The 22,708-nt window shown below is 57.1% G+C and carries 19 protein-coding genes and 2 tRNA genes; 3 read left to right on the forward strand and 18 right to left on the reverse strand.

Features of this window, described 5'->3' with window-relative positions; genetic code table 11:
* Window positions 1-13: 13 nt before the first annotated feature.
* From EHO01S_RS11910 to trxA, 16 genes are all read right to left on the reverse strand, one after another.
* Window positions 14-89 (reverse strand) — tRNA-His (locus EHO01S_RS11910).
* Window positions 90-146: 57 nt separating this feature from the next.
* Window positions 147-223 (reverse strand) — tRNA-Arg (locus tag EHO01S_RS11915).
* A 158-nt stretch (window positions 224-381) separates the two neighbouring features.
* Window positions 382-1,122 carry a lipopolysaccharide N-acetylmannosaminouronosyltransferase gene (gene wecG, locus EHO01S_RS11920; protein WP_024524164.1) on the reverse strand — a complete coding sequence of 247 codons (741 nt, stop codon included), beginning with the start codon at window positions 1,120-1,122 and terminating at the stop codon, window positions 382-384.
* On the reverse strand, window positions 1,112-2,488 hold the full coding sequence (gene wzyE, locus EHO01S_RS11925; RefSeq protein ID WP_024524165.1) for an ECA oligosaccharide polymerase: 1,377 nt from the start codon (window positions 2,486-2,488) through the stop codon (window positions 1,112-1,114). Before wzyE ends, wecG begins: the two co-directional genes overlap by 11 nt.
* A complete protein-coding gene (locus tag EHO01S_RS11930; protein WP_024524166.1) occupies window positions 2,485-3,564 on the reverse strand; it encodes a TDP-N-acetylfucosamine:lipid II N-acetylfucosaminyltransferase in 1,080 nt (359 codons plus the stop codon). The genes wzyE and EHO01S_RS11930 overlap by 4 nt, the downstream gene beginning before the upstream one ends.
* Entirely contained in the window at window positions 3,561-4,811 is a 1,251-nt protein-coding gene (wzxE, locus tag EHO01S_RS11935; RefSeq protein WP_024524167.1) for a lipid III flippase WzxE, read from the reverse strand. The genes EHO01S_RS11930 and wzxE overlap by 4 nt, the downstream gene beginning before the upstream one ends.
* On the reverse strand, window positions 4,811-5,941 hold the full coding sequence (rffA, locus tag EHO01S_RS11940; protein WP_024524168.1) for a dTDP-4-amino-4,6-dideoxygalactose transaminase: 1,131 nt from the start codon (window positions 5,939-5,941) through the stop codon (window positions 4,811-4,813). The genes wzxE and rffA overlap by 1 nt, the downstream gene beginning before the upstream one ends.
* Window positions 5,942-5,960: 19 nt before the next feature.
* Window positions 5,961-6,656 (reverse strand): dTDP-4-amino-4,6-dideoxy-D-galactose acyltransferase, encoded by a 696-nt coding sequence (gene rffC / locus EHO01S_RS11945; RefSeq protein ID WP_024524169.1) that lies wholly within the window; start codon window positions 6,654-6,656, stop codon window positions 5,961-5,963.
* Complete coding sequence (gene rfbA / locus EHO01S_RS11950) at window positions 6,634-7,515, reverse strand: glucose-1-phosphate thymidylyltransferase RfbA (RefSeq protein WP_024524170.1); 882 nt, start codon at window positions 7,513-7,515, stop codon at window positions 6,634-6,636. Before rfbA ends, rffC begins: the two co-directional genes overlap by 23 nt.
* A gap of 61 nt (window positions 7,516-7,576) precedes the next feature.
* A complete protein-coding gene (gene rffG, locus EHO01S_RS11955; RefSeq protein WP_024524171.1) occupies window positions 7,577-8,641 on the reverse strand; it encodes a dTDP-glucose 4,6-dehydratase in 1,065 nt (354 codons plus the stop codon).
* Window positions 8,638-9,900: a UDP-N-acetyl-D-mannosamine dehydrogenase gene (wecC, locus tag EHO01S_RS11960; RefSeq protein ID WP_024524172.1), complete on the reverse strand. Its 1,263-nt coding sequence runs from the start codon at window positions 9,898-9,900 to the stop codon at window positions 8,638-8,640. The genes rffG and wecC overlap by 4 nt, the downstream gene beginning before the upstream one ends.
* Window positions 9,897-11,027, reverse strand: a complete 1,131-nt coding sequence (gene wecB, locus EHO01S_RS11965) for a non-hydrolyzing UDP-N-acetylglucosamine 2-epimerase (RefSeq protein WP_024524173.1) — start codon at window positions 11,025-11,027, stop codon at window positions 9,897-9,899. The genes wecC and wecB overlap by 4 nt, the downstream gene beginning before the upstream one ends.
* Window positions 11,028-11,107: 80 nt before the next feature.
* Entirely contained in the window at window positions 11,108-12,148 is a 1,041-nt protein-coding gene (wzzE, locus tag EHO01S_RS11970) for an ECA polysaccharide chain length modulation protein (protein WP_024524174.1), read from the reverse strand.
* Between the two features lie 30 nt (window positions 12,149-12,178).
* Entirely contained in the window at window positions 12,179-13,267 is a 1,089-nt protein-coding gene (gene wecA / locus EHO01S_RS11975) for a UDP-N-acetylglucosamine--undecaprenyl-phosphate N-acetylglucosaminephosphotransferase (RefSeq protein ID WP_024524175.1), read from the reverse strand.
* 281 nt (window positions 13,268-13,548) lie between these two features.
* Window positions 13,549-14,808: a transcription termination factor Rho gene (rho, locus tag EHO01S_RS11980; RefSeq protein ID WP_005297111.1), complete on the reverse strand. Its 1,260-nt coding sequence runs from the start codon at window positions 14,806-14,808 to the stop codon at window positions 13,549-13,551.
* A 433-nt stretch (window positions 14,809-15,241) separates the two neighbouring features.
* Window positions 15,242-15,568 (reverse strand): thioredoxin TrxA, encoded by a 327-nt coding sequence (trxA, locus tag EHO01S_RS11985; RefSeq protein ID WP_024524176.1) that lies wholly within the window; start codon window positions 15,566-15,568, stop codon window positions 15,242-15,244.
* Window positions 15,569-15,713: 145 nt separating this feature from the next.
* Between trxA and rhlB the strand changes: the two genes are divergently transcribed.
* Together rhlB and gppA are read left to right on the forward strand one after the other, a co-directional pair.
* Window positions 15,714-17,003, forward strand: coding sequence for an ATP-dependent RNA helicase RhlB (rhlB, locus tag EHO01S_RS11990; protein WP_024524177.1), 1,290 nt, complete (start codon window positions 15,714-15,716; stop codon window positions 17,001-17,003).
* 5 nt (window positions 17,004-17,008) lie between these two features.
* Window positions 17,009-18,511, forward strand: coding sequence for a guanosine-5'-triphosphate,3'-diphosphate diphosphatase (gene gppA, locus EHO01S_RS11995; protein ID WP_024524178.1), 1,503 nt, complete (start codon window positions 17,009-17,011; stop codon window positions 18,509-18,511).
* A gap of 38 nt (window positions 18,512-18,549) precedes the next feature.
* On the opposite strand, the gene rep is transcribed toward gppA, so the two are convergent.
* Window positions 18,550-20,571, reverse strand: coding sequence for a DNA helicase Rep (gene rep, locus EHO01S_RS12000; RefSeq protein WP_024524179.1), 2,022 nt, complete (start codon window positions 20,569-20,571; stop codon window positions 18,550-18,552).
* 196 nt (window positions 20,572-20,767) lie between these two features.
* Here rep and ppiC point away from each other — a divergent pair, with 196 nt between their 5' ends.
* Entirely contained in the window at window positions 20,768-21,049 is a 282-nt protein-coding gene (gene ppiC, locus EHO01S_RS12005) for a peptidylprolyl isomerase PpiC (RefSeq protein ID WP_024524180.1), read from the forward strand.
* Between the two features lie 28 nt (window positions 21,050-21,077).
* Here ppiC and ilvC read toward each other — a convergent pair whose 3' ends face one another.
* Complete coding sequence (gene ilvC / locus EHO01S_RS12010) at window positions 21,078-22,556, reverse strand: ketol-acid reductoisomerase (protein ID WP_024524181.1); 1,479 nt, start codon at window positions 22,554-22,556, stop codon at window positions 21,078-21,080.
* Window positions 22,557-22,708: the final 152 nt, after the last annotated feature.

Genomic DNA, 22,708 nt, shown 5'->3' on the forward strand with positions numbered 1-22,708 from the left:
TGCCACTTAAATCTGGGGTGGCTAATGGGACTCGAACCCACGACAACTGGAATCACAATCCAGGGCTCTACCAACTGAGCTATAGCCACCAATGTACTTCTAACGCGGTAATGATACCACCGCAGCTCTTGCGCCGTAAGCGATAATGGCGCGCCCGACAGGATTCGAACCTGAGACCTCTGCCTCCGGAGGGCAGCGCTCTATCCAGCTGAGCTACGGGCGCTCAGCGCCGTTGCGGGGGTGGATACTACGGGCTTCAGACGATCCTGTCCAGTGCTTTTTTGCAGAAAAAACGCGTTTGGTTACAGTTTGCCCATTCTGCCGCAAAAAGACACACGCCACCTCGAACTCACAGTACCATGCGTCAACGGCTACGACCTATTAGAGCTTACCACGGTAGTAGTAGGCGACGAAGCGCAGCAATTTAACCTGACGGCGCCAACGCGTGGGTTGGGCGAGCAGACGATACAGCCACTCTACTCCCAGACGGCGCCACAGCAGCGGCGCGCGGCGAACCCGCCCGGTAAAGACATCGTAAGTTCCTCCTACCCCCATATATAACGCCTGGGGATAATGGACCCGGCAATCACGCATCACGATCTCCTGGCGCGGCGACCCCATCGCCACGGTCACGATTTGCGCCCCACTGGCACGGATGCGTGCAAACAGCGCCTCACGCTGCGAAGCGCCAAAATAACCATCCTGTGAGCCGACGATATTCACCCCCCACTGGCGGCGCAGCTTCTCTTCGGTCTGCGCCAACACATCGGGCTGGCCTCCGATCAGAAACACCGGTACGCCCAACGCGCCGGCGCGCTGCATCAGAGCCTCCCACAGATCGGCTCCTGCAATACGATTGACCTGCGCCGCCGGGTACTTACGGCGTATCGCGCGTACAATGCTGATACCATCGGCATACTTGTACTCCGCCGCCGCGATCAACGTCCGAAGCGCCGTATCCTGCTCGGCGGTGATCACCTTCTCGGCATTGATCGCCACCAGCGTCCCCGTCCGCACTCGCTCCCCGGCAAACAAGTGTTGTAGAAACTGCTCACTGTCGCGAAATCCCCAGATATCGATCCCGCGGATGTCGTAATGCGGAATCGCCTGATTACTCTCCATCGTTTTTTTCCTTAACGGCAGCGTTTTCCCTCCCCGCAGTTGGCCTACGCGGGCGGATCAATCCGGCCACATCAAATAACCAATACAACAGCTTAGCCAACAACAGGCAGCAGCCAAAAATGATACAGAAAAACACCACACGCGAGACAAAGGCATCTAACCCCTCACGCGCCAGCACAATGATGTTGAACACCGCGCCGAAACAAAATGCCTGGATCACCGCCGCACGATAGCGGTTCGCCTCCGCGCATCCGCGGGCGTACAACCAATCGAACCACTTGATGATCAGCCCGACCGCTACCGCCCCCAAGGGAATAAACGCCACGCCACCCATCACTACCAGCGAGCCGATCAGCGTCGGTGAGATGGCCAACCCGGAATGGTTATCCAACACCTGCCAGGTAAAGTAATTGGCGCTATTCAGTACCAGATGGGGACGATCCGGCCACAACCAGCTAGGAATGAAGACATAGAAATCACGGGCGATCGGCGCCAGTCCCTGAAAATCAATCTGACTATAGTGCTGGAGTAACAGCGCCAAGTTCTCCCACGGGGAGAAGGTATCGCGCGTCAGGTACAAGAACGTATACAACGCCTCATCGCCGCTCACGGCCAATCCATAGCGCTTCAACGCCAGCCAGAACATTCCCACCACCCCGATGACGCCAGCCAGCGCCAACATCCACAGGGTGATCCAACCGCGCTGAATACCAATAAAGAGGAACAAGGCGAAAGCGATAATGATATTGGCACGTGTCCCACCAACGATGACATAGGTCAATAGGCCAAAAACCACGGTACTCGCCAGGAAAAAAAACCAGGCACGCGGCGTTTGCCGCAGAAAGTAGACCACCAACATCGCCGGGATGAAAAAGTAAAAGAAGCGCTTCAAGGCCACACCGGAAACGCTACTGGAAAAGATCTGGCTATAGGCGTGTAGCTTGAACAACAGAAAACCATTGTTGAGGAAGAAGATAGTAACCGTCACCAACGCGACTAATGCCAGCAGCAACCAGGTCAGTTGCGCCTCGACCCGGTTAACCTGCAACCAAGAGACGTGTCGCCCTGGTGCCGACGCGACGGGGCATAGGCGCGTCTTGTAGCTGACGTAGTAAATGGCATAGAAAGCCGTCGCTGAAAGCAACGCATACAACAGATCCTCGGTCGCCACCGTTTGTACCTCGAAACGGAACACCAACACACAGGTCAATGGAAAGCCGAAGTAAAACGTTAGTAGAAAGAGCAGAGAAAAGAATACGTTAAAATTAAAACGTACCCGCCGAAACTCCTGGTAGGTTAAAAATGCGACGAACAGCAGTGAGAAGAAGTAGACCAGCGCCAAGCCGGTAAACTGCATCAGCGTCATGGGCGCTCCCCCAGCGCCAGCGCCTGTTGCCAGCCCTCGATATAGTTAGGATTAAAAAAGGCGACACGTTGCAAGTCACATTGGGCCAGCTGATGTTGTGCCGCTCGTACCGCCGCCTCATCCAGCGCCTCGCCGTCGAACAACAGTGGTAAATGCTGGTCGGCCAGATCACGCCAGAAGGGGTTATTCCGACTCAACACCACCGGGATGCCCTGCTGCAACAACAGACACAACGTACCGATGCCCTGCTGCCGTTCGAAGAGGAAATAGCCCAGATCACAATTCGCCAACAACGCCAAGTAATCGGTGAAAGCCAACGGAGAGGTTAGAGGCATCGCATTGGCACCGAACAGCCGCTGCGCCTCGGCGCACACCTGTCCCACATATTCCTGGTTATGTGCCGGGTAGCCCAACGGGATGATCACCCGGATCCGCTCGCCGAAGGCGGCATGTAGCGAACGTAACGCTACCAGATGGCGGTTGCTATGATCGCCCGAATTTCCCAGCAACACCGTCAAAGATCCACGCGGCGTGCGTTGCGTACCCGCAGGACGGGTCAATGCCGGATCCATACGCGTGGGGAAATAGAGCGGCGATGCGGGTACCTGTGGGTAACGCTGGCGATAATACGCCAGATCACCCAGAGTAGCGAAGAGATGCCCCACCCGTCCCTGTACCAGACGGCGCAGACGGTAAAATATGCGATATTTCCACCCAGTGGCATCCTCATACAGGTCTGCGCCCCACACATGCCACAGCACCTGTTGTCCCTGCAATCTGCCCGTCAACAACGCCAACCATAACCAGGGATTAAACTGACCGTGTAAGAAGAAGCGCTGTGTACGATCCGCACCAGCTCGCGCGACCAAAGCCCGCGCGAGTGCACGCTTGTCGGGCCAGATCTCGATCGACAAGCGTGTCAATTCCACGAATGGCGTGGCGTCACGAGCCACCACCATAAAACGCCGACGCGGGGCAGCGCACGATGCTGTAGCCAGCACCTCGTTAAAGAAACGCAACAGCGTCAGATTATGGTGGGGAATATCCGCCCCGAGTACGTGAATCAATGTCGTCATGCGCGTTTACGATAAATCCAGAATACGCTGCCACATAGCAGGAAATAAATAATATAGGTCGCCATATAGGCCTGTGCGGCGCCCAGCGCCCCATGCAACGGAATCAATAGCCGCGAGAATACCGTCAACAGCAAAAACTGGCTGAGCTCACACAGCAGGTAAAAGCGCAGCGAGGCCTTGGCGATTACCAGGTAGCCGAACACATAGGCACCGACCTTAAACACATCACCGACCAGTTGCCAGGCGAACAGATCACGCATGGCGCTGAACTGACCGGATAGCAGCAGCCAGATCACCAGATCACGCAGCAACCAAACGGTGAAACTAACGGCAGCGACGGCCGGCAAAACAAAACACAGCGCGCGTCCAATCTCGTGGCCAATCGCCTGGCGGCTATGTAAGCTAGCCAACGTCGGCAACAAGTAGACGCTAAACGAAGCGGTAATGAACTGAAGGTAGGCGTCGGAGATCCCACTCACCCCTTGCCATAGCCCGACCGCCTGCCATCCATACTGTGCCGCCAACTGGTTACGCATCATGACATAGGCCACCGGCATGGTCACCGCCGTCATTAGCGCCATCAGAGTAAACTTACCTAGACTCGTCGCTAACACCCGATCCCAGGCAGGCCGGAAATAGTGCCAGGGGAGATGGCGTCGCTGCCACAGCACCCATAGGGCCGGCAGCATAGCGACTGCGGGCACCAACGCCAACCCGGCTAGTGCCCCGCGATAGCCGCCGAGCAGATAACTCAACGCGTAGGCGGCGACCCCAAGCAGGCTGCCCCCCGCTACCGCCAGCGCATTACCGCACGCATCGCGATACCCCTTGATCACCGCCAAGGCATAGTTGCTGCCAGCTATCCCCATCTGGAGCAGGGCCACCAGGCGGATCACCGCCAGGTAACGTCTGTCACCGAACAACGCCTCACTGATTGGCCCTGCTGCCACTACAAAGATCACCGCTAACAACAGGGAAAATACGAGGATCATCGTCGAGGCGGTACCCAACAGCGGCTGGAGCTTGTCGGATTGCTGGCGATACTCCGCCACATACTTGGTGATCCCGTTAAAGATTCCGGCGCCGGACAAGACGCCCAGAACAGTGATCACTTGACGAAAGTTAGCCGCTTGCCCAACGCCAACTGGGCCGAAAGCCACGGCTAATAGCTTAACCACCACCAATCCGGCGCCGATCTTGATCAGCGTCGAACCGGCGGTCCACAACGATGCGCGAGCCAGTGACATCAGCGAAAGAAGCTCAGTATGCTGTTGATAACTGTACGCTGGTTGACATCCGGCAGGTTATAGAACAACGGCAGACGGACTAAGCGCTCGCTCTCACGCGTGGTATAACGATCCTCACCGGCGAAGCGACCGAAACGGACTCCGCCCGGGCTGCTATGCAAGGGGATATAGTGGAATACAGCCATGATCTCCGCCTCTTTGAGGAAATCGATCAACGCGCCGCGTTGCGCTTCGTCACGCAGCTTGAGGTAGAACATATGCGCGTTATGCTGGCATGCTGCCGGGATGGTCGGCAGTGTCAACCGTCCCGCCTCGGCCAACGGCGCCAAAGCGTCATGGTAGTGCTGCCAGAGCTGCAAGCGACGCTGATTAATGCGTTCGGCAACTTCCAACTGCGCCCACAAGTAAGCGGCCTGCAAATCAGACATCAGGTAGCTGGAGCCGATATCGCGCCAAGTGTACTTATCTACCTGACCACGGAAAAACTGGCTACGGTTGGTGCCCTTCTCACGAATGATCTCTGCCCGCTCGATCAGTGCCACATCGTTGATCAGCGTCGCCCCACCTTCGCCGCCAGCGGTATAATTCTTGGTTTCATGGAAACTATAACAGCCGATATGGCCGATGGTTCCTAGCGCCCGCCCCTTATAGGTCGCCATCACCCCCTGCGCCGCATCTTCGACTACATACAAGCCATACTTCTGCGCCAACGCCATGATGGTATCCATCTCGCAGGCAACACCCGCGTAGTGAACCGGAACGATAGCTCGGGTCTTCTCGGTGATCGCCGCTTCGATCAGCGTCTCATCGATGTTCATCGTATCTGGGCGGATGTCGACGAAGACAATACGCGCGCCACGCAGTACAAAGGCATTGGCCGTCGACACGAAGGTGAAGCTCGGCATGATCACCTCATCACCGGGCTGGATGTCCAACAGCAGCGCAGCCATCTCTAACGAGGCGGTGCAAGAAGGGGTCAACAACACCTTAGCGCTCGCAAAGCGCTGCTCCATCCACTGCTGACAGCGGCGGGTGAAACCACCATCGCCGCACAACTTACCGCTGGCCATCGCCGCCTGCATATAATCGGACTCGCTACCGGTGACCGGAGGCGCATTAAATGGGATCATTGTGTTCACCTAGAGAAAGTTATCGGTACAACCAATAGGCGGTCGCGTCCAAACGCGCACCGCAGCCAAGATAGAGACGTTGCGCCGCCAGATTGCCGATCTGGGTTGCGACAGACAGGTGCGACAACTGCTGCGTCTGACACCAGGCCTGCGCCTGTGCCACCAGGCGCCGCCCGACGCCACGCCGTGCCGCCGAACGCGCCACTGCCAGTAAGCCGATGCGGGCAGCGCCCGTCGCCAGCGCTCGCATCGTCACGAACCCCTGCGGAGAACCCGCGTCATCCAGCGCTAACAAGCATGCATGGTCAAAGGTGCCATACACCGCCTTCTCCACCCATTCGGCGTAAAAGCGACCGCTATCCTGCGGATGATACCAAGGGGCACGAAAGCGGCTTAAAGCGAAGGCTTCACGTGCCAGGGCACGCAGCCACAGGCAATCTTCGACCCGTGCCGGACGTTGCCCGCCAGATGGCGATGCGGCCTGTACCGGCAGCACAAAATCCACCTCGCCCTCCGCCAGACGAAACCCCAGGGCATACAACGCATCGCAGCACGCCAGATCGTCGGCAGGCACCTTAGCCTGCACCAGTTGGTAGGCGTCGCACGCCGCCGCTTGCAACGGCGGCGCCTGATCGCAGAAACGCAACCGACCACTGTGTAGGGCGAAGAAGGCGCTCTCCCACGCCAGCGGCTCAATACTGGCGTGGACGGACATGCAGCAACTCCCGCAGGTAGGCGCCATAGGCGGTCTTAGCCAATGACTCGGCGGCACGCGCCACCCCATGATCATCCAACCAGCCATTACGCCAGGCGATCTCTTCCAGGCAGGCGATTTTGAATCCCTGACGCTTCTCCACCGTTTGTACGAAAGCGCTGGCCTCCAGCAGGCTGTCATGGGTCCCCGTATCCAGCCAAGCGAAGCCACGCCCCAACAACTCGACACTAAGCGCATCGCGTTGCAAATACATTTGATTAATGCTGGTGATCTCCAGCTCGCCGCGCGGCGACGGCGTCACCTGGCGGGCAAACTCCACCACCTGAGCATCGTAGAAATACAGCCCGGTCACCGCCCAATTGGAGCGTGGCTGAACCGGCTTTTCTTCGATGGAGCGTGCGCGGAAATTCTCGTCGAACTCGACCACGCCGAAACGTTCGGGATCCATCACCTGGTAGCCGAACACCGTCGCCCCCTGCCGACGCTGCGCCACCTGGCGTAGCTTGGGACTGAACCCCTGGCCAAAGAAGATGTTGTCCCCCAAGACCAGGCAGCAGCTGTCGCCAGCCAGAAACGACTCGCCGATCAAGAAGGCTTGCGCCAATCCCTCCGGACGCGGTTGTTCGGCATACTGCAACTGAATACCAAAATCGCGGCCGTCCCCTAACAGACGTTGAAACGCCGGGAGATCCTGCGGGGTGCTGATCAGCAGGATCTCCCGGATCCCCGCGAGCATCAGCACCGACAACGGATAATAGATCATCGGCTTATCGTAGATCGGCAGCAACTGCTTGGAGACGCCGCGCGTTATGGGATAGAGGCGAGTTCCCGACCCTCCCGCCAAAATAATACCTTTCATGCGTGATCCTTCTCTTCGCGTGCGAGCACACCCACCGACACCACGGCGGCGCGTGGGAATCTCAAGCTAGCCCCAGCCGCTCTCCGGCATAGGAGCCATCCATCACGGCACGCCACCAGGGGACGTTCGCCAGATACCACGCCACAGTCTTACGCAGGCCGCTCTCGAAAGTCTCCTGAGGACGCCAACCTAACTCGCGCTCGATCTTACTGGCATCGATCGCGTAACGCAGATCGTGCCCGGGGCGATCCGCCACATAGGTGATCAGATCGGCGTAATGTGCCACGCCCGCAGGCATCTGCGGCATCATCTCTTGCAACAGCGCGCACAACGTCGTCACCACGTCGATATTACGCCGCTCGTTATGCCCACCGATGTTATAAGTCTCGCCCACCGCTCCCGCCGTCACGACACGGTACAGGGCGCGAGCGTGATCCTCGACATACAACCAGTCGCGCACCTGTAAGCCGTTGCCATACACAGGCAGCGGCTTGCCAGCCAGCGCGTTGATAATGGTTAATGGAATCAACTTTTCGGGGAAATGATAGGGGCCGTAATTGTTAGAGCAGTTGGTCACCAGCACCGGTAAGCCGTAGGTGCGCAACCAGGCTCGCACCAAGTGATCGCTGGAGGCTTTCGAGGCAGAATAGGGACTGCTCGGTGCGTAAGGCGTATCTTCACGAAACAAATCCTGCGGCCCTGACAGATCACCATACACCTCATCGGTCGAAATATGGTGAAAGCGGAAGGCCGCGCGCTGTGCGGTAGACAGCGCACTCCAATAGGCTCGTGCCGCCTCCAACAGGGTATAGGTCCCCACGATATTGGTCTGAATAAAGGCTGCGGGCCCGTCGATCGAGCGATCGACGTGGCTCTCGGCGGCCAGGTGCATGATTGCATTCGGCTGATAATGGGCCAGGATCCGATCCATCGCCACGCGATCGCCGATATCGGCGCGCTCGAAGGCATAACGATCGCTTTTCGCCACCGGTGCCAGCGAAGCTAGATTACCGGCATAGGTCAACTTATCGACCACCACCACGCTATCGGTCGTCTGCCCGATGATGTGGCGCACCACGGCGGAGCCGATGAAACCGGCACCGCCAGTGACTAGAATGCGTCTCACCGCCATACCCCCTTGGTATCAACCACGAAGCGCTGACGCACCGCCTGCGGTGCCAACGCACGAAACGGTTGATGATCCACCAGCAACACCACCACATCAGCCTGGGCTAACGCCGTGCCACTATCCACCAACTGCGCCAGCCCCGCCAGACGGGCTGGCAACTGCTGAATATTCGGCTCCACTACCAAGGTGCGACCACTGTGCCAGTGCGCCACCATCTCGGCGATCTCCATCGCCGGACTTTCGCGGAGATCATCGATATCCGGCTTGAAGGCCAGGCCGAAGCAGGCGATGGTCGCCTCCGAGGCGCGTTTATCCTCGGCAGCCAGGCAATCGGCTAACGCCGCCTTAACCCGATCAACCACCCACAAGGGTTTACCGTCATTCACCAGACGCGCCGTATGGATCAAGCGCGCCAACTGTGGGTTTTGCGCCACAATAAACCACGGATCGACGGCGATGCAGTGACCGCCAACGCCCGGCCCCGGTTGCAGAATATTGACGCGCGGATGACGATTCGCCAGCGCGATCAACTGCCAGACATCGATCCCTTGGGCATCGCAAATCAGGGACAGTTCATTGGCGAAGGCGATATTGACGTCACGAAAACTGTTTTCGGTCAATTTGCACATCTCTGCGGTACGCGCGTTGGTCTCCACACATTCGCCTTCGAGAAACAGCTTATAGAGCTCGCTAGCCTGTGCCGAACAGGTCGGTGTCATGCCGCCGATCACCCGGTCATTACGCAACAGTTCCAGCATGATCTTGCCCGGCAGCACCCGTTCGGGACAGTAAGCGACACGGATGTCAGCCTGTTCGCCGGCCTGGTGAGGAAAACGCAGATCCGGACGACACTCGGCTAACCAGACGCACATCTGCTCGGTGGTGCCGACCGGTGAGGTCGACTCAAGGATCACCAGATCGCCACGCTTCAGTACCGGTGCAATCGAACGTGCCGCCGCCTCGACGTAACACAGATCGGGCTCATGCTCCCCCTTAAACGGGGTCGGGACGGCGATCAAAAAGGCATCGGCAGGCTCGGGGCGCATCACCGCACGCAGGAATCCGCCCTCCACCGCCCGTTTTACCGCCCGATCCAGATCGGGCTCAACGATATGGATCTCACCACGGTTGATCGTCTCGACCGCGTGCTGATTAACGTCGACACCAATCACCTGCTTCTGACAGCCGGCAAATGCCACCGCCGTCGGTAAACCAATATAACCCAGGCCAATAACGGAGATAGTATTAAAACTCATAGTGTTGCCCGATAATTTTTTAATGCGTCCAAAATACGCTGGCAGGCGTGTCCATCGCCGTAGGGATTGGTGGCATGGCTCATCGCCCGATATTGCTGCTCATCATTCAGCAGCTGATTAACCTGTGTGACTATCGTCATCGCATCCGTCCCCACTAGACGCACCGTCCCTGCCGCGACGGCTTCTGGTCGTTCGGTGGTATCGCGCATCACCAACACTGGCTTACCCAACGAGGGGGCCTCCTCCTGAATGCCACCCGAGTCCGTAAGGATCAGTCGAGCGCGCTCCATCAAATAGACGAAGGGCAGGTAATCCTGCGGTGGGATCAAAAAGACGTTAGCGATATCGCGCAAAATACGATTGACTGGCTCGCTAACGTTAGGATTCAGGTGCACGGGATACACCACCTGTAACTGTGGATGACTACGCGCAATCTGCGCCAAGGCCGTACAAATCCGCTCGAAACCGCCGCCGAAACTCTCCCGACGATGGCCAGTCACCAACAGCAACGGCCGATGTGCCTCCAGGAAGGGGTAGTGCGCCTCCAGACGCGCCTGTAAAGCCACATCGCTTCGGATCTTATCGCGTACCCATAACAGGGCGTCGACCACACTGTTCCCCGTCAAATGAATATGCTGCGCCGCGATCCCTTCACGCATCAGATTCGCGCGAGCCGTCGGCGTCGGCGCGAAGTGAAAACGCGCCAGATGGCCGGTCAGCGTACGGTTGGCCTCCTCAGGCCAAGGGGAATAGAGATTACCGGTACGCAGCCCCGCCTCCACATGGGCGACAGGGATACGTTGGTAAAAGGCCGCTAGGCTGGTTGCTAGCGTCGTAGTGGTATCACCATGCACCATCACCAGATCGGGACGGAAGTCGGCTAATACGGGTTTGAGACCGCTGAGAATGCGGCAAGTGATATCACTCAAATCCTGCCCCGGTTGCATGATATTCAAATCATAGTCGGGGGTAATCTGAAACAAACTCAGCACCTGATCCAGCATTTCCCGATGCTGGGCGGTGACACAGACGCGCGCCTCAAACGCGGCATCGGCAGCGAGTGCTTGCACTAACGGCGCCATTTTGATCGCCTCAGGGCGCGTGCCAAAGACAGTTAACACTTTCACTGTATCATTCTTCTTTCGTTGCTGCCGCTCCCGGCAGACAACCAGGAAGCGGCTCATTCCCTGTTAAGCGCTAACGTCGATCATCCATGACGGGGACGACGAACCAATGCAACGCCGGCACCGACCAACGCACCGAGGGCCCCCCACATCACCAGAATAAAGATCCGCCGCGGGCTATCACGCCTCACCGGCTCCTCCGGCGTGCGCAGATAACGGTAGGGTTGGAAAGTCGCATCGACAACCGGCCCGACATTCAAGGTATTGAGCATCGCCCGATTACGGTCGTAATCGATATCATAAGAGGGACCGACGGCACGCAACGCCGCGAGACGGGCACGCAACATCGGCTGACCCAGCATGAACAGCTCGGAGTCAGGCAAAGTCGCCCGCGTGGCATCGGCCTGATTACGAGTGATCCCCTGCTGAGCGGCAATCTTCAATCCCTGCTCCAGGCCGGCCAGCTCACGCTGATAGATCGCCTGAGCCACCTCTTCCTGGCGCTTCACCTGTGCCTTCATCGATACAGTCCGCGCGGCCCAGGCCCCCTGTAGCGCGGCGTCCAGATTAGTGCGGGCACGCTTGGCAGCAAACGCCACATATTGACGTAGCAACTGGTTAGCCTGCGCGGAGCTATCGGCAGTGAGGCGAATGCTATCCGGCGTTCTCTTCGCCGCCTCTCCCGGCGTGAAGACGATCTGGTTAATCAGTTCGTCCAGCAAGGCCGCATCGGCACGCGCACTCCCCTCTTTATGCTCCTGGTAATATGGGCTACGCAGCCAGAACTCCCGCCGCGTATCATAGGAGGCCAACTGGGTAATGAACTCACCATAGGCCTCATCGGCGATGCTGCTCTCGGCCGCCCCACCATTAGGCGCACTCAGTTGAGCCAGATTGCGTAGAAACTGCTGTTGCGAATAGTAGCCGCCTAGCGTGTTGATCGTCGGGCTCGCGGTGATCGCCGTCGCGCTCCACTTCTGCGGCATCAATAGGGATACCCCGAGCGCTAACACGGCGCACAACACCGCCATCCCTACAATCCATGACTTGCCGCGCCATAGTGCGCGACACAATCCCCGAATATCCAGTTCATTCTCTACTGACATCGGTCGTTGACTTACCATCGATTTTCCCTTTATGGCCGGCATGGGCCGTTACACATGCAAACTTGCCGATTTACGGCGCCAGCGGCGTTTGATTCGTTTCACCAGTCGTGCCACTCGCCAGGCGCGTTTGATACAGTAGCCGTACAGGAAAAAAGCAAGCAAGAAGAGTGCCATCATGACATATTCCGGCAGCCAATATTCTCCCATCACCCCGATGGCGGCCAGTAAGGCAGCGGCGAGGGTGATCAAGACGAAGGCCTGACGCGAGGTGAATCCTGCCCGCATGATCAGATGGTGAATATGTTGTCGATCGGGCGAGAACGGACTCATCCCCTTGCGCAAACGCCGATACATGATGGCGATCATGTCCATCAAGGGAATCGCAATCACCCATAACGCCGTCACCGGATTCATCGGATGCCCGCGCTCCTGGGTGCTCTGCAATAGGATCCAGATCACCGTAAACCCGATCAGGGTACTGCCGGCATCGCCCATGAACACTTTGAAGCGCCGACCGAAAACCCCGAGGTTCAAGAGAATATAAGGCAAGATAGCGGCGATGATAGCGAAGCACCACAATGCTAAGTCGTGCTGTCCATCCCACAGCAACAGGATCCCCATGGCAGCAAAGGTGACACAGGAAAGACCACCGAGTAGGCCATCGATACCATCCACCATATTGAAGGCGTTGATCGCCGCCCATACCGCGAATAGTGTCACCAGGTAGCCGAACGGCCCGAGAATCAGCTCCCAAGGCCCCAAGACTGCCCCCAGACTACGTAGATACAAACCGGCGCCAGCCATCATGGCGATGGCGATCAACGCCTGTACCGTAGCACGAAACTTCACGCTGATATCGAACCGATCGTCCAGTGCGCCGACTAGCACTAATATCCCAGCACAGATCAAATAGAGATTGGCGTGGGGAATATCAGGCCGAAAAGCCAGAAAGGTAAAACCGATCCCTGCGTACACCGAAATCCCCCCTACCAACGGTATCAATCCCTGATGCCGCTTACGATAATTGGGTTTATCCACCAAACCTATCCGCTTGGCCACCTTGCGGGCAAGGAACAAAAAGACCATTGAAAATAGGAAGATAAAGAAAAGCTTACTACTCAGAGTGAGTAAATTCACAGTTAACTGCTCTCTGTCTGATCACCACAACGACACCCAGCGGCGATATCCTTGTAACAACACCAGTACCTCGACGCAATGTGCCGGTCAATCCCGTGATAAAGGCGCACCCCTACCGCTGAGCTGAACGTTATCGGTGCTCGATCGGCATAGACTCACCGCACGCTTCATTCTCACACATTTTGTGCCACAACCTATTTGGCTAATCCTATCCGCTCAACGAAAAAAACGCCACGTTATTACTAACGTGGCGTCGTCTTCCCGAGTTGATAGCGCAATAATTAAGAGCGCTTCATCATATCGAAGAATTCATCATTGGTTTTTGTCATCGCTAACTTATTGATTAGGAACTCCATTGCGTCGATCTCACCCATCGGGTGAATAATCTTACGCAGGATCCACATCTTTTGCAGCTCTTCCGGCGTAGTCAGCAGCTCTTCCTTACGCGTACCGGAGCGGTTGTAATCGATCGCCGGGAAGACGCGTTTTTCCGCAATCTTACGTGACAGATGCAACTCCATGTTACCGGTGCCCTTAAACTCTTCATAGATCACCTCATCCATCTTGGAGCCAGTATCGATCAACGCCGTGGCGATGATGGTCAGACTACCGCCCTCTTCAACGTTACGCGCCGCACCGAAGAAACGCTTCGGACGATGTAGGGCGTTGGCATCCACACCACCAGTCAAGACCTTACCGGAAGCCGGAACCACCGTGTTATAGGCTCGCGCCAAGCGGGTGATGGAATCCAACAGGATGATAACGTCTTTCTTGTGCTCGACCAGACGCTTCGCCTTCTCGATCACCATCTCGGCTACTTGCACGTGACGCGAGGCCGGCTCATCGAAAGTCGAAGCGACGACTTCCCCTTTCACCAGACGCTGCATCTCGGTCACTTCTTCCGGACGTTCATCGATCAACAACACCATCAGTACACAATCTGGGTGATTGTAAGCGATGCTTTGGGCGATGTTTTGCAGCAACATGGTCTTACCGGCTTTCGGCGGAGCCACGATCAAACCACGCTGACCCCGGCCGATCGGCGAGGCCAGATCCAGCACGCGTGCGGTCAGGTCTTCGGTAGAACCGTTACCACGCTCCATACGCAGACGAGAATTGGCATGTAACGGCGTCAAGTTTTCAAACAGGATCTTGCTGCGAGCATTCTCCGGCTTGTCATAGTTAACTTCGTTAACCTTCAGCAAGGCAAAATAACGCTCGCCCTCTTTCGGCGGGCGAATTTTACCGGAAATGGTATCGCCTGTACGGAGGTTAAAACGACGGATTTGGCTAGGAGAAACGTAGATATCATCGGGACCGGCAAGGTAGGAGCTGTCTGCGGAGCGGAGAAAACCAAATCCATCCTGGAGGATCTCCAGCACACCATCGCCAAAAATATCTTCGCCACTTTTGGCATGCTGCTTAAGGATGGCAAAGATAATATCCTGTTTCCGCATGCGCGCCAGGTTTTCCAGCCCCATGCTCTCGCCAAGCGTAATCAATTCAGAAACTGGCGTATTCTTTAATTCGGTAAGATTCATAGTGGTGGGTTCTTTAAACTCGGGGTGTATCTCGAACTGTATAGTGAATGGTATGACAGGGTCACCCATGCCTGTTTGCGAACTTTCCCTCCCCCTGCCCCATGACGACTAACGGCGCAATAGATCCAGCGGACGATTCTCGCTGAGGGGACGAAAAGAGGCGTTAACGATTTAAAACCTATGTTTTAACTTGCTGATTTACACGTTTGACCCGATAGCGCAGCCTCACCAATTAGGAAAAACGCTTGTGATACAGAGGTTTCAAACAGAGTAAAACTTAGATTCTAACTTTTGGTTCAAACCAGATGATTCAAACTACAGGTAAGTACTGACTGGCAGCGTGGTTAAACTTAACACGCTTATGAGCAGACGTCTAGCGGTCAACAGCAAGAATCCATTAACCGCCGGACGCCATCACAAATGACGACCAACCTTACAGGTTAGCGTCCAGGAACTCTTTCAGTTGAGTCTTCGACAGAGCGCCCACTTTAGTGGCCGCAACCGCGCCATCTTTGAACAACAGCAGGGTCGGAATACCGCGAATGCCGTACTTCGGCGCAGTCGCCGGGTTCTCATCGATATTCAGTTTAGCAATGGTCAGTTTACCCGCATACTCAGTTGCGATTTCATCCAGGATCGGAGCAATCATCTTGCACGGACCGCACCATTCAGCCCAAAAATCAACCAGAATCGGACCTTCTGCCTTCAGTACATCAGCCTCGAAGCCACTGTCGCTCAGGTGAACAATTTTATCGCTCATGTTCTACTCCACAGGATTAAGTCTGCCTTGTTGGTTATAGTAATAGCCTACTTCCCCCAACAAAGGGTTGACTTTATTTCAACGGATACGCTTTCGTAAAGCAATACTTTCGTGAAGATGAGGTTAACTGTTATTCTACGCCATTATGAGCAAAACACACTTGACTGAACAGAAGTTTGCCGACTTCGCCCTGCACCCGATGGTGGTCAAAGCCCTTGAATCTAAAGGGTTTCACAGCTGCACGCCTATTCAGGCACTGGCATTGCCCCTGGCGATTGCCGGGCGTGATGTCGCGGGACAGGCGCAAACCGGCACCGGCAAGACGCTAGCATTTTTAGCGTCTACTTTTCATTATCTCCTGACTCATCCGGCTATTGCCGAGCGCAAAACCAATCAGCCACGCGCGCTGATCATGGCGCCGACACGCGAACTGGCCGTCCAGATCCACTCCGATGCCGAGCCGTTGGCACGGGAGACCGGCCTACGCCTGGGACTGGCCTACGGTGGCGATGGCTACGACAAACAACTAAAGGTGCTCGAACAAGGCGTTGATATTCTGATCGGTACCACCGGTCGTCTGATCGACTACGCCAAGCAAGGTCACGTCGATCTCGCAGCCATCCAGGTCGTGGTGCTCGATGAAGCCGACCGGATGTTCGATCTGGGCTTTATTAAAGATATCCGTTGGCTATTCCGCCGCATGCCGCCGGCGGCACAGCGTCTCAACATGCTATTCTCGGCAACGCTCTCTTACCGGGTACGTGAGTTGGCGTTCGAGCACATGAATAATGCCGAATACGTCGAGGTCGAACCGGAGCAAAAGACCGGCCATCGTATTAAAGAAGAGCTGTTCTATCCCTCCAACGAAGAGAAGATGCGTCTGCTGCAAACCCTATTGGAAGAAGAGTGGCCGGATCGTTGTATCATTTTCGCCAACACTAAACACCGTTGTGAGGACATCTGGGGCCATCTGGCCGCCGACGGTCACCGTGTCGGCCTGTTGACCGGCGATGTACCGCAAAAGAAGCGTCTGCGTATCCTGGATGACTTCACCAAGGGACACATTGACATCCTGGTGGCTACCGACGTCGCCGCCCGTGGTCTACATATTCCGGCCGTGACCCATGTATTTAACTACGATCTCCCGGATGACTGCGAAGACTATGTGCATCGCATCGGCCGTACCGGGCGTGCGGGTGCCAGCGGTAACTCCATCAGCCTGGCCTGCGAAGAGTACGTATTGAACCTGCCGGCCATCGAGAACTATATCGGTCACTCCATCCCGGTCAGTAAATACAATAGCGAGGCTCTGCTCACGGATCTGCCGGCACCGAAGCGTCTAAGCCGTAGCCGTAACGCTGGCGGCGCGCGTCGTCCGGGCGCGCCACGTCGAGGCAATGGCGCTCCGCGCCCTAACCGTAAGCGTACGGGTTAATCAAAATGGGCAACTGTGCCTCGTTGTACGCCGCCATCGACTTGGGTTCCAACAGCTTTCATATGCTGGTGGTGCGTGAGATGGCGGGCGGAATCCAGACCCTGACACGTATCAAACGTAAGGTGCGTCTGGCTGCCGGGTTAAACGCCGACAATGATCTGTCGCTAGAAGCCATGCAGCGTGGCTGGCAATGCCTACGCCTGTTCGCCGAGCGCCTCCAGGATATTCCGGTCGATCACATCCGCGTAGTCGCGACGGCCACGCTACGCATCGCGCGCAATGCCGACGTCTTCGTCGCACAGGCGCAGACGATCCTCGGCAGGCCGGTGCGTATCATCAGCGGCGAAGAAGAGGCACGGCTGATTTATCAGGGCGTCGCGCACACCACCGGTGGAGCGCGGCAACGTCTGGTGGTCGATATCGGTGGCGGCAGCACCGAATTGGCGTGTGGTGAAGGCGCCAAGGCCGATGTGCTCTTTAGCTTGCAAATGGGCTGTGTCACCTGGTTGGAGCGTTACTTTAGCGATCGGCATCTGACGCGAGAGAACTTCGCCCGTGCTGGTGAGGCAGCACATGCCATGATCGTTCCGGTGCGCGATACGTTGTTGCGCCATGGCTGGCAAGCGTGTGTCGGTGCCTCCGGCACAGTGCAAGCATTGCAAGAGATCATGGTCGCCCAGGGGATGGATGAGCGCATCACCCTAGACAAGCTGTGCCAACTGCGTGATCGGGCCATTGAGTGTGGCAAGTTAGAGGAACTGGAAATCGAGGGACTCACCCTGGAGCGCGCCTTGGTGTTCCCCAGCGGTTTAGCTATCCTGATCGCCCTGTTCGAAGCGTTGAACATCGATAGCATGACCCTCTCCGGTGGCGCCCTGCGCGAGGGATTGGTCTACGGCATGCTGGCCCTGCCGATCGATAGCGACGTACGCACCCGAACCTTGCATAACATCCAACGCCGCTTCCAGATCGACGAGCGCCAAGCCGAACGAGTCTGGCTGTTGGCCGAGCGCCTCGCTCAAGCGCTGGATGGGGTATGGCCGCTGGACAATTGCGCCAAGTCACTGCTGCATGCCGCCTGTCTACTGCATGAGTTGGGGCTGAGCGTCGATGTGCGCCAAGCAGCGCAACATGCCGCCTATCTGGTGCGCCATCTGGATCTACCGGGCTTCACCCCGGCGCAGAAAAAGTTGTTGTCGACGCTACTGGCTAACCAAAGCGGTCCGCTCAATCTGGCCCTGTTCGGTCAGCAAAACGCCGTGCCGTTGCCCATCGCCCAACGGTTATGCCGTCTGTTACGCCTGGCGATCATCTTCGCCAGTCAGCGCAACGATGGCACACTGCCCGCGCCACAGATCGGTCTGTCGGCGGATGAGGCGTTGCGGCTTACACTGCCCTCAGGCTGGCTGGCCGAGCATCCGCTACGTGCCGAAAGCCTACAGCAGGAAAGCCTGTGGCAGGGGTATGTCCACTGGCCACTGACGATCGCGGAAACGCTGACCCAGTAAGCCATGGGCGCCCGACGGGCGCCCTAATTATTCCCGGATTAGGATGACTTCGCGCGCGCCAACTGCGCTTTCAGATTAGCTAAATGCGACTGCCCACGTTGCATCCGCTCCTCGGGGCTCACCACCTTACGCGCACTCTCCCAAACGAGATCATCTTGCGGTAACTCCAGCAGGAAGCGGCTCGGCTCCGGACGCACCAACTCCCCATACTGACGCCGTTCACGACACAGGGTAAATACCAACTCCTTCTGGGCGCGGGTGATGCCGACGTAGGCCAAACGCCGTTCCTCATCGACATTCTCTTCATCGATGCTGCTCTGATGCGGCAGTAGGCCTTCCTCCATGCCGACCAGATAGACATAGGGAAACTCCAATCCTTTAGAGGCATGTAGCGTCATCAATTGCACCTGATCGGCCTCCTCTTCGGACTCACCACGCTCCATCATGTCACGCAGGGTAAAACGGTTGACCACTTGCGTCAGGGTCATCGGTTCATCCAGATCGCTACCCTGCAACATCTCCGTCATCCAGCCGAATAGCTGATTGACATTCTTCATGCGCATCTCGGCTGCCCGCGGGCTGGCCGAGGTCTCAAACAGCCAGCTTTCGTAATCGATGCCATGGATCAGATCGCGTACCGCCGCCGTGGCGTCGCGTTCGCACAACGCAGCGATCTCCGCCATCCAATGAGTGAAGCGTTGCAGTGCCTCTAGGCTACGCCCTTTCAACGTCTGTTCCAGACCGACGTCGAAGCTGGCACGGAACAGACTGATCCCGCGCTGATTGGCCCACTCTCCCAACTTCTGTAAGGTCGCCGGACCGATCTCACGCCGGGGAGTATTAACGATGCGCAGGAAGGCGCTGTCATCGTCTGGATTGGTCAGCACCCGCAGATAGGAGAGCAGATCCTTAATCTCCGCCCGGGAGAAAAACGAGGTTCCGCCGGAAATCTTATAGGGGATGCGGTTTTGCATCAGCATCTTTTCGAATACCCGCGATTGATGGTTACCGCGATAGAGGATTGCGTAATCGCTGTAGGCAGTCTTATTGATAAAGTGATGGGCGATCAGTTCACCAACGACCCGCTCCGCTTCGTGATCCTCGTTGTTGGCGGTGATCACCTTGAGCGGCTCCCCATAGCCGAGCTCAGAAAATAGCCTTTTCTCAAATACATGCGGATTATTGGCGATCAAAATATTGGCCGCCTTGAGGATACGCTGCGAAGAGCGGTAATTCTGCTCCAGCTTAACCACCCGCAACGCAGGGAAGTCCTCTTGCAATAACACCAGATTCTGCGGGCGCGCGCCGCGCCAAGAGTAGATAGATTGGTCATCATCACCAACCACGGTGAAACGGGCGCGGCCACCAACCAACAGCTTAACTAACTCGTATTGGCTGGTGTTAGTATCCTGGTATTCATCGACCAATAGATAGCGGATGCGCTGCTGCCAACGCTCCCGTACCGCCTGATCACGCCGCAACAGCAAGGTCGGCAACAGGATCAGATCGTCGAAATCGAGCACGTTACAGGACTTCAGTTGAGCGTCATACAGCGCATAACAGTCGGCGAACAGTCGTTCGCGCGGCGAACGCGCCAACGCGGCGGCCTGGGCCGGATCAATCAGATCATTTTTCCAATTGGAAATGGTCGCAATCAGCTGTTGCAGCTGGGTCTTATCCTTCTCCAGCCAGCATTCAGTCAAGTCAGTCAACAGCGCCAGTTGGTCCTGATCATCAAAGAGCGAGAAGTTGGGCTTCATTGCCAATGCCTTATATTCGCGCTTGATGATCTCCAATCCCAGGGTATGGAAAGTCGAGATCATCAGCCCGCGGGCCTCCTTGCGCCCCAGGGTCTGCGCCACACGCTCCTTCATCTCGCGCGCGGCCTTATTGGTAAAAGTAACGGCCGCGATCTGGCGCGCGGGATAACCACACACCCGGATCAGATGGGCGATCTTGTTGGTGATCACGCGCGTTTTACCAGAGCCGGCACCGGCGAGAACCAGACAAGGACCGGTAACATATTCGACGGCCTGCTGCTGACCGGGATTTAAGCGCATGATGATATACCTGCTAATGATGACATCGAGGGGCAGCGCGATTGTAACAGAAAGCGCTAACAGAAAAAAAACGCCCCCGGTGCAGGAGGCGCATTGCCTGACCATGCCAGCCACCGTACACTGGCATCTTTCGCCGCCGGGGGCGATATGCCGCCAGGCGCATCGCCACGCGTAGAGTAAAGAGTAAGGAGTTACCATGGCCCGAAGCGCCGCCGCGCTGCATATTCTGGTCGACAGCCAGGCTGAGGCCGAGGCACTACTGCAAAAATTGCGCCGAGGCGCCAACTTCCAGACGCTAGCGCGCCGCCATTCGCGCTGCCCCTCGAAACGCCAGGGGGGCGATCTCGGTGAATTTCGTCAAGGGAGCATGGTGCCCGAGTTTGACCGCGCCGTCTTCAGCAGCCCGCTGCTGACCCCCATCGGCCCGGTCAAGACCCGTTTCGGCTACCACATCATTAAGGTGCTATACCGCAACTGAACGGCGCACGACAGACGTCCAGCGGAGCTCATCCCGCCACGGCAATGCGCTTCATCGCCGTCATATAACCGCGCAGACGCTCTCCGACAATCTCGATGGGATGCTGGCGGATGGCCTGGTTGATGTCGCGCAGCGTGGCGTTATCCACCGCACCGTTCGGTAACGCCTGGCCCAGATCACCGGCCTGTAGCGTCGCCATGACATGTTGGCGCAACAACGGAACCGCCGCGTTGGCGAACAGGTAGTTACCATACTCGGCGGTATCGGAAATCACTACGTTCATCTCATACAACCGTTTACGGGCGATCGTGTTGGCGATCAGCGGCAGCTCATGCAGCGACTCATAATAAGCCGACTCGGCGACGATACCGGAGGCCACCATAGTTTCAAAAGCCAGTTCAACGCCCGCCTTGACCATCGCCACCAGCAACAGCCCTTGATCGAAGTAGCTCTGCTCGTCAATCTTGCCGCTGAACGGCGGCGCGTTCTCGAAGGCGCTCTTGCCGGTTTGTGCCCGCCAGGCCAGTAACTGAGCGTCCTCTTCAGCCCAGTCGGCCATCATGCCGCGGGAAAACTCACCGGAAAGGATATCATCCATATGCTTGGCAAACAGCGGCGCCATCAGCGCCTTGAGTTGTTCGGCCAGCGCATAGGCGCGCAGTTTCGCCGGATTAGAGAGGCGATCCATCATCAGAGTAATCCCCCCCTGCTTCAGGGCCTCGGTAATGGTTTCCCAGCCAAACTGGATAAGCTTGCCGGCCCAGGCCGCATCGGCCCCGTCCGCTACCAGGCGCTCATAGCACAACAGCGAACCGGTTTGCAGCATGCCGCACAGGATGGTCTGTTCGCCCATCAGATCAGACTTTACCTCCGCCACGAATGAGGACTCCAACACCCCGGCGCGATCCCCCCCGGTCGCCACTGCCCACGCCTTAGCGATCGCCATCCCTTCGCCGCGCGGATCGTTCTCCGGATGCACCGCAATCAGAGTCGGAACCCCAAAACCACGCTTATACTCCTCGCGCACCTCAGTGCCGGGACACTTGGGCGCGACCATCACTACGGTGATGTCTGGGCGGATCTGTTCTCCCACCTCAACGATGTTGAAACCGTGCGAATACCCCAGCGCTGCCCCCTGCTTCATCAGCGGTTGCACCGCCCGCACCACGGCGGAGTGCTGCTTATCCGGAGTCAGGTTAATCACTAAATCAGCCTGCGGGATCAACGTCTGATAGTCGCCGACCGTAAAACCATGTTCGCAGGCGCGGCGATAAGAATCGCGCCGCTCGGCGATCGCCTGATTACGCAAGGCATAGGCGACATCCAGACCTGAATCGCGCATGTTCAGCCCTTGGTTTAACCCTTGGGCGCCGCAGCCGACGATCACCACTTTCTTGCCGCGTAGCGCCGCGACACCATCGGCAAACTCCTCCCGCGCCATGAAGCGACACTTACCCAGTTGCGCCAGCTGTTGACGCAGATTCAGTGTATTAAAATAGTTCGTCATGCGGCACTCCATCCTGTTCGGTGATGGCGCGTGCGTCCGGCGATGCGCCGCGCGCGCCCTGATTGTGATGTTTCGAACCGTCCGCCACTTGCCCGACGGCGATATCTCATCATAGGCCAGGACGAACGTTGCTTAAATTGATATATTGAGAA

This window comes from Edwardsiella hoshinae NBRC 105699 = ATCC 33379 (assembly GCF_000474215.1).
GTDB lineage: Bacteria > Pseudomonadota > Gammaproteobacteria > Enterobacterales > Enterobacteriaceae > Edwardsiella > Edwardsiella hoshinae.